We start from the raw sequence: 17334 nt of genomic DNA on the forward strand, positions 1-17334 counted from the left end.
TCATCGTAATAATTTTGTTCATAAAGGAACACTAACGATAACAAGAAATTCAGAAGTGAGCGTTTTCGCGTTGATGCAGTTTTCAATAAGACTTCCCGGGAATAAACTTCAATCGGTGTTAACGGAGGGATGAAGATGGCAACGTATGATAAGATCTATCATGAATTGCAGATCGTCTATCAAGAATTAATGAATTCACGATCCCAAAAAGAAGAAGTGTATCGTTACATCGAGCAGGAAAAGAAGGATATTGTAAAAGCTTTAAAAAAATTTGAGTCGGGAGATTTTGGAAAATGCGAAATCAGCGGAGAATGGATTCCCTTTGAATGGATCAAACAAATTCCTACAATGGAAACGATCGATGAATGGGAGAAATGCGTTTTAACATATGGCAGAAAAGGGATATACGGATAAATTCATTCTACAATTGTTGAATCAAAAAGGTTATGCTAAAATGCAAAGGTAACAATTCACTTTAGAGGTGGAGGTAACCAATGTGCGTTTATTGTATTACTTTGGTTTAGCAATTGTGGTGGTGATAATCGATCAATGGTCGAAGTGGTTGATTGTCAAATACATGCAAGTCGGTCAAAGCATAGAGATCGTGCCGAATCTTTTGTACTTAACTTCCCATCGCAATAAAGGAGCAGCATGGGGAATGCTCCAAGGACAGCTATGGCTGTTTTATATCTTAACCGTCATTGTTGTCATTGGCATCATTTATTACATGGTAAAATACGGAAAAGATAAAACGCTTCAATCCATCGGTTTTTCCTTTATTCTCGGGGGAGCGATTGGAAATTTTCTGGACCGTTTTTTCCGGAAAGAAGTCGTCGATTTTATCCATACGTATATTTTCCATTATGATTTTCCAATATTTAATTTCGCCGATTCATCGCTCACCATCGGGGTGGTGCTTTTGATTATTGCTCTGTTATTAGAAGATCGGAGGGAAAGACAGAAAGCGAATGGAACGAATTGAACATATCATCACAGAAGAGGAACAGCATCAACGAATTGATAAAGTTCTTAGTCAATGGAACGAAGATTGGTCACGGAGTCAAGTTCAAGAATGGATTAAAGAAGGACGTGTAACAGTCAATGGAGCGACTGTGAAAGCAAATTATAAATGTGAGGCAGATGACCGTATTGTTGTTAGCGTTCCGGAACCGGAAGTACTGGAAATCACACCGGAAAAAATGGACTTGGACATTTACTATGAAGATCGAGATGTCATCGTTGTCAATAAACCGCGTGGAATGGTGGTTCATCCGGCTCCAGGGCATCTGTCAGGCACTCTTGTCAATGGGTTGATGGCTCACTGCAAAGACTTGTCAGGCATCAACGGCGTTCTAAGGCCTGGAATTGTTCATCGCATTGATAAAGATACTTCCGGATTATTGATGGCGGCTAAAAATGATTATGCTCATGAAAAGCTTTCTCAGCAGCTTTCTAATAAAACGGTTACAAGAAAATACAAAGCCATCGTTCACGGCATGATTCCACATGATGTTGGAACGATTGATGCTCCCATTGGCAGAGACCCAAAAGACAGGCAAAAAATGGCGGTTGTCGATAACGGCAAACATGCGGTCACTCATTTTCGAGTTTTGGAACGTTTTAGTCAATATAGTTTAATTGAATGTGAGTTGGAAACGGGAAGGACTCATCAAATCCGCGTTCATATGAAATACATCGGTCATCCTTTAGCCGGAGATCCGAAGTATGGCCCCAAAAAAACATTAAATATTGAAGGACAAGCTTTACATGCTGAGGTACTTGGCTTCATTCATCCGAGAACGGAAGAATATTTAGAGTTTAAAGCGCCATTACCGGATGATTTTTCTCGAATTCTGACTTTTTTGCGATTGGAAGGTTGACAGTACATTTTGAAAAGAGTATCATAATGGCAGTTGAATATGAACCTTTAATCCAGTCCCGTGAGGCTGAGAAGGAAACGGAAATGATCGTAATCACTTTGACAAGATATGCTTTCGAAATGAATCCTCTCATCCTGACGATGAGAGTTTTTTTTGTGCCGTTTCCAAAAAAAGAGAGAAGGTGAGTCCGATGCAAAAAGCGATGGTGCTTGATCAGCCTGCCATACGCAGGTCCTTGACTCGAATTGCCCATGAAATTATCGAAAAAAATAAAGGTATTCATAATTGCTTGCTTGTCGGCATCCGGACGAGAGGCATTTATCTCGCAAACAGACTAGCAAAAAAAATCGAGGAAATCGAGGGACAGAGTGTTCCGGTCGGAGAGCTGGACATCACTTTATATCGAGATGATCTCACGTATAAATCTAATCGTAAGGAGCCACAGGTAAAAGGGTCGGATATTCCGACAGATGTCACTGATCGTAAAGTGATATTAGTAGACGATGTTCTTTTTACGGGAAGAACAGTGAGAGCAGCGATGGACGCTTTAATGGATATGGGGCGTCCTGCTCAGATTCAACTGGCGGTTCTTGTGGACAGAGGACATAGGGAATTGCCCATTCGAGCGGATTATGTCGGAAAGAACATACCTACCTCCATTCATGAAAAAATTGTAGTAGAGCTGGAGGAGGTAGATCAACACGAGAGAGTAACGATCCATGAACGGATTGAAAACTAAATAAGTTCCCTTTTAAATGCAGTCCAGAGAGGCTGACAAAGGGCAGAATGAATGACGGCGCTGCTGATTTCGGTACCGTGTATGGGAGATCGAACAGCGAGCGCATGATTTTGCTTACCTCTTTGTCGGCGTTTAGCTGCAAAGAGGTTTTTTTATGCTTGTATAAAAAAACAAATATCAAAAAACACAATATTTTTGGATGATTCGAACGAAAAAAGAAAAACTTTTTTATTCAAGCAAAAAAACGAAATTTAAGGGGTGCAGAGCGCATGTTAAAAAATTTAGTATCAATTAAGGATTTGCATAAAGATAAAATTTTGTTAATATTAATGCAAGCCGATTATTTTAGCAAAGGCTATCGCTGGCAACCTGACAATCAAACTTTTATCGCAAACTTATTTTTTGAGCCGAGCACAAGAACAAAAAGCAGCTTTGAGATGGCCGAGAGGAAATTAGGACTTGAAGTGATACCGTTTGAAGCGGGAAGTTCAAGCGTATTAAAGGGAGAAACTCTTTATGATACAGTCCGTACTTTGGAATCACTAGGAGTGGATGCGGTTGTGATTCGCCATGAAGAAGATGAATACTATCGCCACTTAATTGGAAAAGTGAATATCCCCGTTATTAACGCAGGCGATGGATGCGGGCAGCATCCGACTCAAAGTTTGCTGGATTTATTTACGATTCAGCAAGAGTTTGGAAGTTTTGAAGGATTGAAGATTGGAATTGTCGGCGATATTCGTCACAGCCGAGTTGCCCGTTCCGACGCAGAGGCATTAAGAAAACTGGGAGCGAATGTTTTTTATTCAGGTCCGAAAGAATGGTTTGATCAGGATTTCTTGTATTCGGGTGAATTTGCAGCGATCGACGATTTGATTCCTGAGGTGGATGTGCTGATGCTTTTAAGAATTCAGCATGAACGTCATAACGAACATACCTCTTTTTCAACAGAGGAATATCACGAATTGTACGGCCTGACCGTTGAACGCGAGAAAAGAATGAAACCGGGAAGCATCATCATGCATCCCGCTCCCGTTAATCGAGGCGTTGAAATCGATGATCGTTTAGTTGAATGTAGAAGATCAAGAATATTTAAGCAAATGGAAAATGGAGTTTATGTCCGCATGGCTGTTTTAAAAGAAGTGTTGGAAGGGAGAATGGCCAATGAAGCTGCTGATCAAAAATGGCAATATTCTTTGTAAAAACGGTAAAATGAAAATCGTCGATATTCGCGTGGAAGCCGGAAAAATAACCGAAATGGGAGAGCATCTGACCGCTTTCGATGAAACCATTTTGGACGCTGGAGGAAATTTGGTTGCGCCTGGCTTTATCGATGTCCATGTTCATTTACGTGAGCCGGGCGGAGAACAGAAAGAAACAATCGAAACCGGTACGCTCGCCGCGGCACGAGGAGGATTTACGACCGTCTGCGCCATGCCTAACACAAAGCCGGTTCCCGATACGGTGGAACGGATGCAAGAATTGCAGAAGCGAATTAAGGAAAAAGCTTATGTGCGCGTTCTCCCTTATGCCTCGATTACTGTCAATGAAGCGGGGAAGGAATTGACGGATTTTGAAAGTTTGCAAAAAGAAGGAGCATTTGCCTTTACCGATGACGGGGTTGGTGTTCAAAATGCAGGAATGATGCTTTTGGCAATGAAAAAGGCGGCGGCCGTTCAAGCATCGATTGTCGCCCACTGCGAAGAGAATACTTTAATTTTCGGAGGAGTCGTCCACGACGGCACGTTTGCGAAAAAACATCATTTGAAAGGAATCCCTTCCGTATGTGAAGCGGTACATATCGCAAGGGACGTGCTGCTCGCTGAAGCAGCGGGATGCCACTACCATGTTTGCCATATCAGTACGAAAGAATCGGTAAGAGCCGTACGGGATGCCAAAAAAGCGGGTGTTCGTGTGACGGCGGAAGTAACGCCTCATCATTTGCTGTTGACAGAGGAAGACATTCCGGGGCTTGACGCTAATTTTAAAATGAATCCTCCTCTTCGCAGCAAAGAAGATCGTGAAGCTTTAATCGAAGGGCTTTTAGATGGAACCATTGACTGTATAGCAACAGACCACGCTCCGCATACAATGGAGGAAAAACAAGCAGGGATTGAAAAAGCTCCTTTCGGGATCGTCGGTCTGGAAACAGCTTTCCCGCTGCTTTATTCACGATATGTTCAAACAGGCATTTTTACGTTAAAACAGCTAGTCGATTGGATGACGATTAAACCGGCGGAAGTGTTTCATTTGCCATATGGGAAGCTTGAGGAAGGAGCTCCCGCAGATCTTGTGATCATTGACTTGAACTTGGAAAAGAAAATTGAGCCAAAGCATTTTGCTTCTAAAGGACGGAATACTCCGTTTGCAGGGTGGAAATGCAAAGGTTGGCCAGTCGCAACCATCGTAAACGGAAAAATAGTTTGGCAGGAAGGAAGGATTTACGCGTGAAGAAACAGCTTATTTTAGAAGATGGGACCATCATGATCGGTGAAGGGTTTGGAAGCGAAAAAGAAACGATTGGAGAAGTCGTATTTACTACAGGGATGACAGGTTACCAAGAAGTGCTGTCCGACCCTTCTTATTGCGGTCAAATCGTCACATTTACTTATCCGCTCATTGGAAATTATGGCATAAACCGAGATGATTTTGAAACGATCCATCCGGCGGTAAAAGGATTGATCGTAAAAGAAGCCGCGGACTTTCCTTCCAATTGGCGGAGTGAATGGTCGATCGATGAATTCTTGAAACATAGAGACATTCCCGGCATATCAGGGGTGGACACGAGAAAACTAACGCGAATTATCCGCCGATACGGCACATTAAAAGGGGCGATTGTTTCCGAAAACGAATCTCCTGATCGCGTCATTGCTCGTTTAAAAGAAACGAAACTGTCAACCGATCAAGTAAAACAAGTATCGGTTAAAGCTCCATTCCCGAGCCCTGGTCGAGGATTTCGCGTGGTGCTGATGGATTTTGGGATGAAACACGGCATTTTAAGGGAGCTAAACAAACGAAATTGTGATGTTGTCGTTGTTCCATACAATACAACTGCAGAAGACATTCTTCGATATAAGCCGGATGGTGTGATGCTTTCCAATGGCCCGGGAGATCCGAAAAACGTTCCTGAAGCCATTGAAACCGTCGGTAAACTGCTTGGAAAAGTGCCTGTTTTCGGCATCTGCCTGGGACATCAGCTATTTGCATTAGCTTGCGGTGCAGATACGTTCAAATTAAAATTCGGCCATCGAGGATCCAATCATCCTGTAAAAGATTTAGAAACAGGAAAAACCGCCTTAACTTCCCAAAATCACGGATTTGCCGTAAACGAGGCTTCTCTTGAAAATACAAGATTGGAAATCACCCATATTGCTCTGAATGACGGAACGATCGAAGGGTTGAAGCACAAAGATTATCCGGCTTTTACCGTTCAGTACCATCCGGAAGCCTCACCGGGTCCGGAAGATGATAATTCGTTATTTGATCGTTTTATGCGCATGATGGAAAACTATCAACATGTTGGAAAGGAGACTCTCCATGCCTAAACGTACAGATATTGAAAGCATTTTAGTAATTGGATCCGGCCCGATTATTATCGGTCAAGCAGCAGAATTTGACTATGCAGGGACGCAAGCTTGTTTGGCTTTGAAAGAGGAAGGCTATCGGGTCATTCTAGTCAACTCAAATCCGGCGACCATTATGACGGATACTGAAATTGCCGATGTTGTGTATATGGAGCCTTTAACTTTAGAGTTTGTGACCCGAGTGATTCAAAAAGAACGACCTGACGCCATTTTGCCAACGCTTGGCGGTCAAACCGGCTTGAACTTAGCTGTCGAACTGGCGAAAGAAGGCGTGTTAGAACAGTACGGAGTGGAAATTTTAGGGACGAAGCTATCCGCCATTCAAAAAGCAGAAGATCGGGAATTGTTCCGCAATCTGATGAAAGAATTGGGCGAACCGGTTCCGGAAAGCGAGATTGTCCACACTTTGGAAGAAGCCTATTCCTTTGTGGAAAAAATCGGTTATCCGGTCATTGTTCGTCCTGCCTATACACTTGGCGGGACCGGCGGCGGAATTTGCCATAACGAGGAAGAACTCATTGAAATTGTATCAGGAGGACTGAAAAAAAGCCCGGTTCATCAATGCTTGGTAGAAAAAAGTATCGCCGGGTATAAGGAAATCGAATATGAAGTCATGCGTGATTCCAATGACAATGCCATCGTTGTCTGCAACATGGAGAACATCGATCCGGTCGGCATTCATACAGGCGATTCCATCGTTGTAGCGCCAAGCCAAACACTTAGCGACCGCGAATATCAAATGCTTCGCAATACGTCATTAAAAATTATCCGCGCTTTAGAAATCGAAGGCGGATGCAATGTCCAGCTGGCGCTTGATCCGAACAGTTTCCATTACTATATCATCGAAGTGAATCCACGCGTTAGCCGCTCGTCGGCGCTCGCTTCAAAAGCAACGGGATATCCCATTGCCAAATTGGCGGCCAAAATCGCTGTTGGATTAACACTTGATGAAATAAAGAACCCTGTGACCGGGAAAACGTACGCTTGTTTTGAACCGGCCCTTGATTATGTCGTTTCTAAAATTCCGCGTTGGCCATTTGATAAATTCGAATCGGCAAACCGCATTCTCGGAACGCAGATGAAAGCGACTGGAGAAGTAATGGCGATTGGAAGAACGTTTGAAGAATCCATCTTAAAAGCCGTCCGCTCCCTGGAAAACAATGTGTTCCATTTAGAACGGAAAGAGTTGGCGGGACTGGATGAGCAAACATTGGCGACCCGAATTAAAACAGCAGATGATGAACGATTGTTTTGCATTGGCGAAGCTCTTCGCAGGGGGATTTCGATTGAAACCATCCATGAATGGAGCAAAATCGATCTCTTTTTCTTAAAGAAGCTTCAAAACATTGTATCCTATGAATCTGTATTAAAAGCCCACCCGTTTGATGTGGAAAAAACGAAGAAAGCTAAACAAATGGGCTTTGCCGATGCGACTATTGCAAAACTGTGGAACGTGACTGAAAAAGAAGTATATGACTGGAGAAAACAATACGGGATTGTTCCGGTTTATAAAATGGTCGATACGTGTGCTGCCGAATTTGAGTCGGAAACTCCTTATTATTATGGAACGTATGAAGAGGAAAATGAATCGATTGTCACCCGTCGGAAATCGGTGGTCGTAATCGGATCTGGACCCATCCGAATTGGTCAAGGAGTGGAATTTGATTATGCGACGGTCCATTCTGTCTGGGCCATTCAAGAAGCAGGGTATGAAGCGATTATCATTAATAACAATCCGGAAACGGTTTCCACTGATTTCAGCATTTCGGATAAACTTTATTTCGAGCCGCTCACGATTGAAGATGTCATGAATATTATTGATTTGGAAAAACCGGAAGGAGTTATCGTCCAATTCGGAGGACAGACAGCTATTAACTTGGCAGATTCATTAGTGGAGAGGGGAGTCAACATTTTAGGAACATCTCTGGAAGACATTGATCGTGCGGAAGATCGCGACAAGTTTGAAATCGCACTCGATCAATTCAACATTCCGAAACCGCTTGGAAAGACGGCCTTCTCCGCAGAAGAAGCAGTGAAAATCGCAGCTGAAATCGGCTACCCGGTTCTTGTGAGACCATCTTATGTGTTAGGTGGTCGTGCCATGGAAATCGTTTATCATGAAGAGGAATTGCTTCATTACATGAAAAATGCTGTCAAAATCAATCCAGAACATCCGGTGCTGATTGATCGTTATCTAACAGGAAAAGAAATCGAGGTTGATGCCGTTTCGGATGGAAACGATGTGCTCATCCCGGGAATTATGGAGCATATTGAACGTGCCGGCGTCCATTCAGGTGATTCCATTGCTGTCTACCCGCCGCAAACGTTGACGAAAGAACAGAAAGACAAAATCGTCGATTATACGATTAAATTAGCAAAAGGTTTAAACATTATCGGTTTACTGAATATTCAATATGTGGTGACCAAGGAAGATGTATTTGTTCTGGAAGTCAATCCGCGTTCAAGCCGCACAGTGCCGTTTTTAAGCAAAATCACGAATATTCCAATGGCAAACTTGGCGACAAAAGCCATTTTGGGAACGAATTTAAAAGAAATGGGTTATTCTACAGGATTAGCTGAAGAACAAAAGGGTGTATATGTAAAAGTTCCTGTTTTTTCCTTTGCGAAGCTGCGCCAAGTGGATACAACACTTGGACCGGAAATGAAATCAACCGGGGAAGTGATGGGGAAAGACGTCACATTGGAAAAAGCGCTCTATAAAGGGCTGCTTGCTTCCGGAATCAAAATTCAGCAAAAAGGTTCCATCTTATTGACCGTTGCGGACAAGGATAAGGAAGAAACGTTGGAACTAGCCAAACGATTTGCGGCCATTGGCTTTAAACTTCTGGCGACAAGCGGTACAGCCAAATATTTGCAAATGGGAGGCATTTCAGCAGAAACGGTAGGAAAAATAGGCTCGAAACAGCCGGATATATTGGATGTCATTCGTCAAGGACAAGCGCAGTTTATCATTAATACGTTGACAAAAGGAAAGCAGCCGCAGCGCGACGGCTTTAAAATTCGGCGTGAAGCGGTGGAAAACGGCATTCCATGTTTAACGTCGCTAGATACAGCGGAAGCGATATTGAGAGTGCTGGAATCGATGACTTTTTCGATGGAAGCTATGCCGAAAACAAAAATGAAAGGACACATCGAGGCGGTGATGGCGTGATCAAACAAGAGTTTATGACCATTGTTTCTCAACAACAAATTGCCAAGAATATTTATGAATTAACAATGGAAGGCGAATTGGTTCAGGAGATGGACGAACCGGGAAGGTTTGTTCATCTCCGTATCAACGGCGGGACTGCACCCCTTTTGAGGCGGCCCATCAGTGTTGCTGCGGTTCATCAACATTTGGGACAGTTTACCATTATTTATCGAGCGGGCGGGGAAGGGACACGACTTCTTTCCGAAAAGAAAGCGGGGGAAAGAATCGATGTCCTGGGCCCTCTCGGCCACGGCTTTCCGTTGGAAGCGATCGAATCTGGTCAAACCGCCGTTCTCGTCGGCGGAGGAATCGGAGTGCCTCCTCTTTATGATTTGTCGCGACGACTTAAAGAAAAAAATGTTCATGTCATCCATGTTCTTGGTTTTCAAAATCAAGAGAGTGCTTTTTATATGGAAAAATTTTGTGATTTAGGTGAAACCTATATGGCGACGGAGGATGGTTCGCTTGGAATAAAAGGATTTGTCACAGATGCCATCAAGCAGTTTTCTGTAAAAGGAGATGTTTTATATGCTTGCGGTCCGATCCCGATGCTGAAAGCTCTTGAAAAGGAAAATCCGGCCGATCGGGGGTTCGTTTCCCTTGAACAGCGGATGGGTTGCGGAATCGGAGCCTGTTTTGCCTGTGTTTGCCATCCTAGTAATGATCCAAAGGGAACGGAATATCGAAAAATATGCAGCGATGGTCCGGTGTTCCCGATTGGGGAGGTTGTATTGTGAATCCATTGCATGTCCAATTGCCAGGTTTAGAGTTGAAAAATCCAGTGATGCCGGCCTCAGGCTGCTTCGGATTTGGAAGAGAGTTCAGTCAGTTATATGATTTGAATCAGTTGGGAGCGATTATGATCAAAGCGACCACACCGGAACCAAGGTTTGGAAATCCGACTCCGCGAGTAGCAGAAACACCTTCGGGAATGTTGAATGCCATTGGGCTGCAAAATCCGGGATTAAAAAAAGTAATCAGTGACGAGCTTCCATGGCTCTCACAATTTGATGTGCCGATTATCGCCAATATCGCCGGATCGGAAATGGAAGACTATGTAACGGTTGCTGAAGCCATCTCACAAGTGGACAACGTGAAAGCGTTGGAACTGAATATTTCTTGTCCGAATGTTAAAACAGGCGGGATTGCTTTTGGGACGGTACCGGAAATTGCAAAAGAACTGACGAAAAAAGTGAAAGAAGTATCCGAAGTTCCGGTATATGTGAAATTGTCTCCTAATGTCACCAATATTGTGGAAATAGCAAAAGCAGTAGAAGAAGGCGGAGCGGACGGTATTACGATGATTAATACGCTTTTAGGCATGAAGATAGACATCCATACTGGAAGGGCTCTATTGGCAAACGGCACCGGAGGTTTGTCAGGTCCCGCTGTCAAACCGATTGCGGTGCGGATGATCTATGAAGTGAGCCAGCATGTCCATATTCCGATCATTGGAATGGGCGGTATTTCCTCGCTCGATGATATTCTCGAATTTTTTTATGCGGGGGCCAGCGCAGTGGCCATCGGTACAGCGAATTTTGTTGATCCGTTTATTTGCCCGAAACTCATTGATCAGCTGCAAGACTATGTGGCTTCTAAAGGAATTGATCATATCAGCGAATTGACGGGAAGGAGCTGGAAGTCTCATGGAAACAGAACCTATATTGGCTCTTGATTTTTCCGATTGGAATCAAACAAAAGCATTTTTGGCGCCGTTTTCCGGGAAGCCATTGTATGTAAAAGTGGGAATGGAACTTTATTTTCAGAATGGACCAGTCATCATCGAAGCATTAAAAGCAGAGAATCATCGAATTTTTTTGGATTTAAAACTCCATGATATCCCTAATACGGTCAAACAAGCGATGAAAGGCTTGGCGAATCTCGGAGTGGATATGGTCAACGTGCATGCAGCGGGCGGGAGACGGATGATGGAAGCGGCTTTGGAAGGGTTAGAAGCCGGAACGCCGGCAGGGAAATCGCGCCCACTGTTATTGGCCGTCACCCAGCTTACGTCAACAAGTGAACTTGAGATGCAGTCTGAACAGCTTGTTGCTGTCTCGCTGGAGGAATCAGTGGTCCATTATGCAAAGCTGGCAAAAGCGGCTGGTTGCAACGGAGTCGTATGCTCTGTACATGAAGCAGTAAAAATATCGGAAGCATGTGGAGCCGAATTTCTAAAGGTGACACCGGGAATCCGCTTGCAAACAGATCAATCTCATGATCAAAGTCGTGTGGCAGATCCGAAAACCGCCAGACAACTTGGTGCAAGCATGATCGTGGTGGGAAGACCGATTACTAAAGCTCCAGATCCTCTACATGCATATCAACAGGTAAAAAAACTATGGAATGATTATTCAAAGCCTCTTGTTAGAAATTCTGGTCTATAAACCAGCAGATCTGAAAAAAAGCTGTAAAAATGGTGAGAGGAGAACAGTCACATGCAGAACGATCATATACAAAGTAAAAGAATAGCAGAACAGCTTCTCAATATTGAAGCCATCTATTTGCAACCAAACGATCCATTTACATGGTCCTCAGGAATAAAATCGCCCATATATTGCGACAATCGTCTTACCCTCTCTTATCCGGCGGTGCGAAAAGAAGTTGCGAAAGGACTCGTTTCTTTGATTAACAAACATTTTTCAGAAGTACAATGCATTGCCGGGACTGCGACAGCGGGCATTCCTCATGCGGCTTGGGTAAGCGATCTACTCGATTTGCCCATGTGCTATGTTCGTTCAAAAGCGAAAAGCCATGGAAAAGGGAAACAAATAGAGGGAAAAGTACAGCCGGGCGTTAAAACGGTGGTCGTAGAAGACTTAATTTCGACAGGAGGAAGCGCTATTCAAGCAGCTAACGTCTTGCGAGAATCAGGATGCGAGGTGCTTGGAGTCGTGTCGATTTTTACTTATGAACTTGAAATAGGAAAGCAGCTGCTTGATGAAGCCAATTTAAAAGCTTATAGTTTAAGCAATTATTCAGCGCTAATGGAAGTTGCTTTAGAAAAAGGAGCGATTCAACCCACGGATTTAGAGACTCTTCGTCAATGGCGGGAAAATCCTGAGCATTGGCCGATGGTACAATCGTAATACATAGATGAAAAAATAAGGAAGAGAGCGACTCTTCCTTATTTTTTCAATTTCACCACTAAATCAGGATCCGGTGTAACATAAATGGTTTGCTGATTGTCATAGATGACAAATCCAGGTTTTGAACCGTTCGGTTTTTTGACATAACGAATTTTCGTGTAATCCACCGGTACCGAACTGGAATGTTTTGCTTTGCTGAAATAAGCGGCCAGGTTGGCGGCTTCCAACAGCGTTTCTTCGGATGGGTTATTATGGCGAATCACAACATGGGAACCGGGAATGTCTTTTGTGTGCAGCCAAATATCATCTCGTCGAGCGAGTTTCGTTGTGACATAATCATTTTGTTTATTGTTTTTGCCCACTAATATAATCGTTCCGTCACTGGCTGTGTAAGTATCGATCATTGGTTTCTCTTTTCCTTGTTTTCTCTTCGCTTTCGATTTCATCCGCAAATAGCCTTCTTCCTCTAATTCTTCGCGGATTTCTTCAATGTCTTTCGGGGATGCGGATTCAAGCTGCTGAAGCAAATTTTCAAAGTATTGAATTTCTTGCTTTGTTTTATCGATTTGCTCGTTTACAACGACCAATGCATGTTTTGCTTTTTGATACTTCGAAAAATAAGACTGGGCATTTTCCGACGGACTTTTTTTCGGGTCCAAAGGAATGGTGACCTTTTCTCCGTTTTCATCATAATAATTGATGACTTCAATTTCCGTCATTCCTTTTTGAACGGCGTACAGATTGGCGGTCAGCAATTCGCCGAGTATTTGGTACTCATCGGCATTTTCCGCTTCCTGAAGCGTTTTTTCCAATTTTTTTAGCTTGGATATATTTTTTTCTAATTCATTTTTCACCAGTCGTTCTAAATCACTGCCCAGCTGTTTTACACGGTCCCGCTCCGCTTTGCCGAAATAAAAACGGTCAAGTAGAGAACTTAGGGAATGAAACGGCTGCTTGGTTCCTTTAAGATGATTGAGATCCCGCCAGTAAAAATGCTCTTTTTCGTCTCCTTTCCACAGCATTGGCTGAAAACGCCCTTCTTTTAGCGGCTGCAGCAGGCGAATAAAGGCAGCCGGGACTGTCGTACGGTTAGGAATTCCGGCTTCATGAAGCACTTCCTTCGCGAACAACGGTGAAACACCGGAAAAGTGCTGAACTAGCTGTTTGTCGAGTTTTCCGCCATTAAAATCGAGGAGACGAAGCACGTCATCTTCGGTCGCCTCCAGTGGATTCAACTTGTTTTGGGAAGGCGGATATAAATATTCGTTTCCTGGCAATACGGTTCGGTACCGGCTAAGGGCAGGCGTAATATGTTTAATGCTGTCAATAATTTTCTGCGTCGGCTGATCCACCAGGACAATATTGCTGTGGCGTCCCATAATTTCAACGATTAACTGTTTAGTAGAAACATCGCCGATTTCGTTTTTTCCTTTTAGCTTAAAAATCAGTATACGGTCCAATTCTTTCTGTTTCAGTTCTTCGATAATAGCCCCTTCTAAGTGCTTGCGCAAAAGCATGCAGAACATGGGCGGTTCTTTCGGATTTTCGTACGGCTCATTTGTCAGCTGCACCCTGGCATAGGTAGGATGGGCAGATAGAAGCAGTTTATAATTTTTCCCTTTGGAACGGACGATGAGAATAATTTCGTTTTTATAAGGTTGATGGATTTTCGTAATTCTTCCGCCAGTGAGTACTTTTTGCAGCTCCATCATCATGGCGTGGGTAAATAATCCGTCAAACGACATAATGAAACATCCTTTTCTTTATATGATTTTAATGTTCCTTGTAAGAGCGTCCTTTTTTATGAATCTTTATTATTATAATGGAAACTCTCATTGAGTTGTTGTTAGAAATCTGTGCAAGGGAATTATGAATGGATTAAAATCCATTAGCCTTCATTTGTTTTTGCCATCACAACTAACTCCAAGCGTGAAAAGTGCTCTTTTCTAATAAATCATATCATTTTTTTGGACGAGTCTGAATAACCTTGCTATAAGAGCGACGTTTAAGGGGAGAGTGTGATAGAGAAATGAAATTCTATGAGATGGAAAGGCCGGATATAGAAAAAAAATTGAATGTTAATCTGGAAAAGGGATTGAACTCAAAAGAAGTAGAAAAACGGAGAAAACAATTCGGCGTTAATGAATTGGAAGAAGGGGAATCCCAGTCCGCGTTTAAATTGTTTATTTCTCAGTTTAAAGATTTTATGATATTGGTTTTACTGGCAGCTACCTTAGTGTCTGGATTGATGGGGGAGTACATGGACGCGATCGCTATCGTTGCCATCGTGATCGTGAATGGGTTTCTTGGCTTTTTTCAGGAACGTAAAGCCGAACAATCTTTGCAAGCATTAAAGGAATTATCTGCTCCCAAAGTAAACGTGCTCCGGAACGGTGAATGGATAAAAATTCCTTCAAAAGAGCTCGTGATCGGGGACGTGATGAAATTCGAAAGCGGAGACCGAATTGGTGCCGACGTCCGTATTTTAAAAGCGAATAACTTAGAATTGGAAGAGTCCGCTTTAACAGGAGAATCGGTCCCTGTACCTAAAATCGCTGAATCGATTCACGGGGAACATTTAAATATCGGGGATTTAGAGAATATGGCTTTCATGGGGACAATGGTTACGAGGGGAAACGGAATCGGAGTTGTTACGGCAATCGGCATGAATACGGCAATGGGAAAAATTGCTGATTTGCTTCAAAATGCCGAAACCCTTTCTACCCCGCTCCAAATGCGGTTGGAACAGCTGGGAAAAGTATTAATTGTCGCCGCTTTGTTTTTAACGGCGTTAGTGGTGGGCATTGGGATTTTGCAAGGTCATGGTTTTTATGAAATGATTTTTGCTGGCGTATCGCTGGCGGTTGCGGCGATTCCGGAAGGGCTTCCGGCCATTGTGACAGTCGCTTTGTCATTGGGGGTTCAGCGGATGATTAAAAAAAGGGCCGTTGTCCGCAAATTGCCGGCTGTCGAAACGCTTGGATGCGCATCCGTTATTTGTTCCGATAAAACCGGAACGATGACGCAAAATAAAATGTCCGTGACCCATTTATGGTCGAATGGGAAAACGTGGACCGTAAGCGGAACAGGTTTTTCACCGAATGGAGAATTTTTTGAAGATGGCGTCCGGATCATACCCCAACGGGAAAAAAGTCTTTACCAGCTGCTGACATTCGGACTTTTATGTAATCATGCGGAGTTAAAACAAAACAAGCGTGATTTTTTTATTGACGGCGATCCAACGGAAGGGGCTTTATTGGTGGCGGCGATGAAAGCGGGCCTGACAAGGGAGAATTTGTCGCAACAATTCACAATTGAACAAGAATTCGCGTTCGACTCTATTCGAAAAATGATGTCCGTTGTGGTGAAAGATCAAAGCGGGCAGCGTTTTGTCATCACCAAAGGAGCACCGGACGTGTTAATCCAAAAGTGTTCGTCGATTCTATGGAACGAGAAAAAGGTAAACTTTTCCCGGGATCATAAAAAGATCGTAGACAACGTAATCAGTGATTTTGCTGGCATGGCTCTTCGCAATATTGCAGTTGCTTACAAACCGCTTAAGGAGAGGGAATCAGCTATTCAAAATGTAGAAGAAGCGGAAAAAGAGCTTATTTTTATTGGCATTGAAGGAATGATTGATCCGCCTCGTCCGGAAGTCAGACAAGCCATCAAAGAGTGCCGAGAAGCTGGCATTAAGACCATTATGATTACAGGAGACCATGTAATGACAGCAAGAGCCATTGCCAAGCAATTAGGGATTTTAGATAATCGTTCCAAAGTGGTCAGTGGTCAGGAACTTAATCAAATGTCTATCGCTGAACTGGAAGAAGTAGTTCAAGATACAGCTGTATTCGCCAGAGTCTCCCCGGAACATAAATTAAAAATCGTTCGGGCTCTCCAAAATAATGGCCACATTGTGGCGATGACGGGAGATGGAGTCAATGACGCACCTGCCATCAAAGCTGCTGATATCGGGATTGCCATGGGGATCTCGGGTACAGATGTGGCTAAAGAAGCTTCTTCGCTTGTGCTCATGGACGACAATTTTGCCACTATTAAGTCAGCGATTCAAGAAGGAAGAAATATATATGAAAATATTCGCAAATTTATTCGCTATTTATTAGCTTCCAATGTAGGGGAAATTTTAGTGATGCTATTTGCCATGATTTTAGCCTTTCCTCTTCCACTCGTCCCCATTCAAATTTTATGGGTCAATTTAGTGACGGATGGACTTCCGGCCATGGCACTAGGACTGGACCATCCGGAAGAAGATGTGATGAAGCGCAAACCGAGAAATCCAAAAGAAGGGGTATTTGCTCGTGGTCTTGGTTGGAAGGTTTTGTCCAGAGGATTTTTAATTGGCGCTGTCACCATCATCGCTTTTATTGTTGCTCGAAAACAGCATCCGGAAAATTTAGCCTATGCTCAAACGATTGCTTTTGCCACTTTAACCGTTAGTCAATTGATTCTTGTATTTGATTGTAGAAGCGAACATTCGATCTTTTCTCGAAATCCGTTTGAGAATCGTTGGCTCGTTCTGGCTGTTCTCTCATCGGCCGTTCTATTGCTGGCGGTGATCTATATTCCTTCGCTGCAGCCGGTTTTTCAAACGGTCACCCTTCCTCCCAGGGAATGGCTGCTTATATTAGGGCTAAGTGCATTACCGACATTTCTTTTGGCAGGCTCTTTTTATACAAGAAAAAGAAAATGATTTGTGATATAATCCAAAAGGTATCAGAGGATTTCCTCTATACCTTTTCTTTTTGCAGAAAGACATTTATCATAATGGACCCTTTTTTCATCATGTCAATATATGTAATTGACTGAATCA

At 43.2% G+C, this 17334-nt stretch carries 14 protein-coding genes; 13 read left to right on the forward strand and 1 reads right to left on the reverse strand.

Going from position 1 to position 17334, the window contains the following annotated elements:
• The first annotated feature begins 135 nt into the window (after positions 1–135).
• From BSM4216_RS06185 to pyrE, 12 genes are all read left to right on the forward strand, one after another.
• Complete coding sequence (locus BSM4216_RS06185; protein WP_003354502.1) at positions 136–414, forward strand: hypothetical protein; 279 nt, start codon at positions 136–138, stop codon at positions 412–414.
• A 91-nt stretch (positions 415–505) separates the two neighbouring features.
• Positions 506–982, forward strand: coding sequence for a signal peptidase II (gene lspA, locus BSM4216_RS06190; RefSeq protein ID WP_048624422.1), 477 nt, complete (start codon positions 506–508; stop codon positions 980–982).
• Positions 969–1880 (forward strand): RluA family pseudouridine synthase, encoded by a 912-nt coding sequence (locus tag BSM4216_RS06195; RefSeq protein WP_048623115.1) that lies wholly within the window; start codon positions 969–971, stop codon positions 1878–1880. Before lspA ends, BSM4216_RS06195 begins: the two co-directional genes overlap by 14 nt.
• Before the next feature lie 181 nt (positions 1881–2061).
• Positions 2062–2619 (forward strand): bifunctional pyr operon transcriptional regulator/uracil phosphoribosyltransferase PyrR, encoded by a 558-nt coding sequence (gene pyrR, locus BSM4216_RS06200; protein WP_255287916.1) that lies wholly within the window; start codon positions 2062–2064, stop codon positions 2617–2619.
• 269 nt (positions 2620–2888) lie between these two features.
• Complete coding sequence (locus tag BSM4216_RS06205) at positions 2889–3821, forward strand: aspartate carbamoyltransferase catalytic subunit (RefSeq protein ID WP_048623116.1); 933 nt, start codon at positions 2889–2891, stop codon at positions 3819–3821.
• Positions 3784–5070, forward strand: a complete 1287-nt coding sequence (locus BSM4216_RS06210; RefSeq protein ID WP_048623117.1) for a dihydroorotase — start codon at positions 3784–3786, stop codon at positions 5068–5070. The genes BSM4216_RS06205 and BSM4216_RS06210 overlap by 38 nt, the downstream gene beginning before the upstream one ends.
• Positions 5067–6164, forward strand: coding sequence for a carbamoyl phosphate synthase small subunit (locus tag BSM4216_RS06215; protein WP_048623118.1), 1098 nt, complete (start codon positions 5067–5069; stop codon positions 6162–6164). The genes BSM4216_RS06210 and BSM4216_RS06215 overlap by 4 nt, the downstream gene beginning before the upstream one ends.
• Positions 6157–9375 (forward strand): carbamoyl-phosphate synthase large subunit, encoded by a 3219-nt coding sequence (carB, locus tag BSM4216_RS06220; RefSeq protein WP_048623119.1) that lies wholly within the window; start codon positions 6157–6159, stop codon positions 9373–9375. The genes BSM4216_RS06215 and carB overlap by 8 nt, the downstream gene beginning before the upstream one ends.
• On the forward strand, positions 9372–10151 hold the full coding sequence (locus tag BSM4216_RS06225) for a dihydroorotate dehydrogenase electron transfer subunit (RefSeq protein ID WP_048623120.1): 780 nt from the start codon (positions 9372–9374) through the stop codon (positions 10149–10151). Before carB ends, BSM4216_RS06225 begins: the two co-directional genes overlap by 4 nt.
• Positions 10148–11089, forward strand: a complete 942-nt coding sequence (locus BSM4216_RS06230) for a dihydroorotate dehydrogenase (protein WP_048623121.1) — start codon at positions 10148–10150, stop codon at positions 11087–11089. Before BSM4216_RS06225 ends, BSM4216_RS06230 begins: the two co-directional genes overlap by 4 nt.
• The gene (pyrF, locus tag BSM4216_RS06235) at positions 11061–11801 is read left to right on the forward strand and encodes an orotidine-5'-phosphate decarboxylase (RefSeq protein ID WP_048623122.1); all 741 of its coding nucleotides are present in this window, start codon (positions 11061–11063) and stop codon (positions 11799–11801) included. Before BSM4216_RS06230 ends, pyrF begins: the two co-directional genes overlap by 29 nt.
• Positions 11802–11852: 51 nt before the next feature.
• Positions 11853–12503 (forward strand): orotate phosphoribosyltransferase, encoded by a 651-nt coding sequence (gene pyrE / locus BSM4216_RS06240; RefSeq protein WP_048623123.1) that lies wholly within the window; start codon positions 11853–11855, stop codon positions 12501–12503.
• 38 nt (positions 12504–12541) lie between these two features.
• On the opposite strand, the gene BSM4216_RS06245 is transcribed toward pyrE, so the two are convergent.
• The gene (locus BSM4216_RS06245; RefSeq protein ID WP_048623124.1) at positions 12542–14248 is read right to left on the reverse strand and encodes an Rqc2 family fibronectin-binding protein; all 1707 of its coding nucleotides are present in this window, start codon (positions 14246–14248) and stop codon (positions 12542–12544) included.
• Positions 14249–14532: 284 nt separating this feature from the next.
• Here BSM4216_RS06245 and BSM4216_RS06250 point away from each other — a divergent pair, with 284 nt between their 5' ends.
• The gene (locus BSM4216_RS06250) at positions 14533–17214 is read left to right on the forward strand and encodes a calcium-translocating P-type ATPase, SERCA-type (protein WP_048623125.1); all 2682 of its coding nucleotides are present in this window, start codon (positions 14533–14535) and stop codon (positions 17212–17214) included.
• The last annotated feature ends 120 nt before the right edge of the window (positions 17215–17334 follow it).

The sequence above is a fragment of the Bacillus smithii genome, from assembly GCF_001050115.1.
Lineage (GTDB): Bacteria > Bacillota > Bacilli > Bacillales > DSM-4216 > Bacillus_O > Bacillus_O smithii.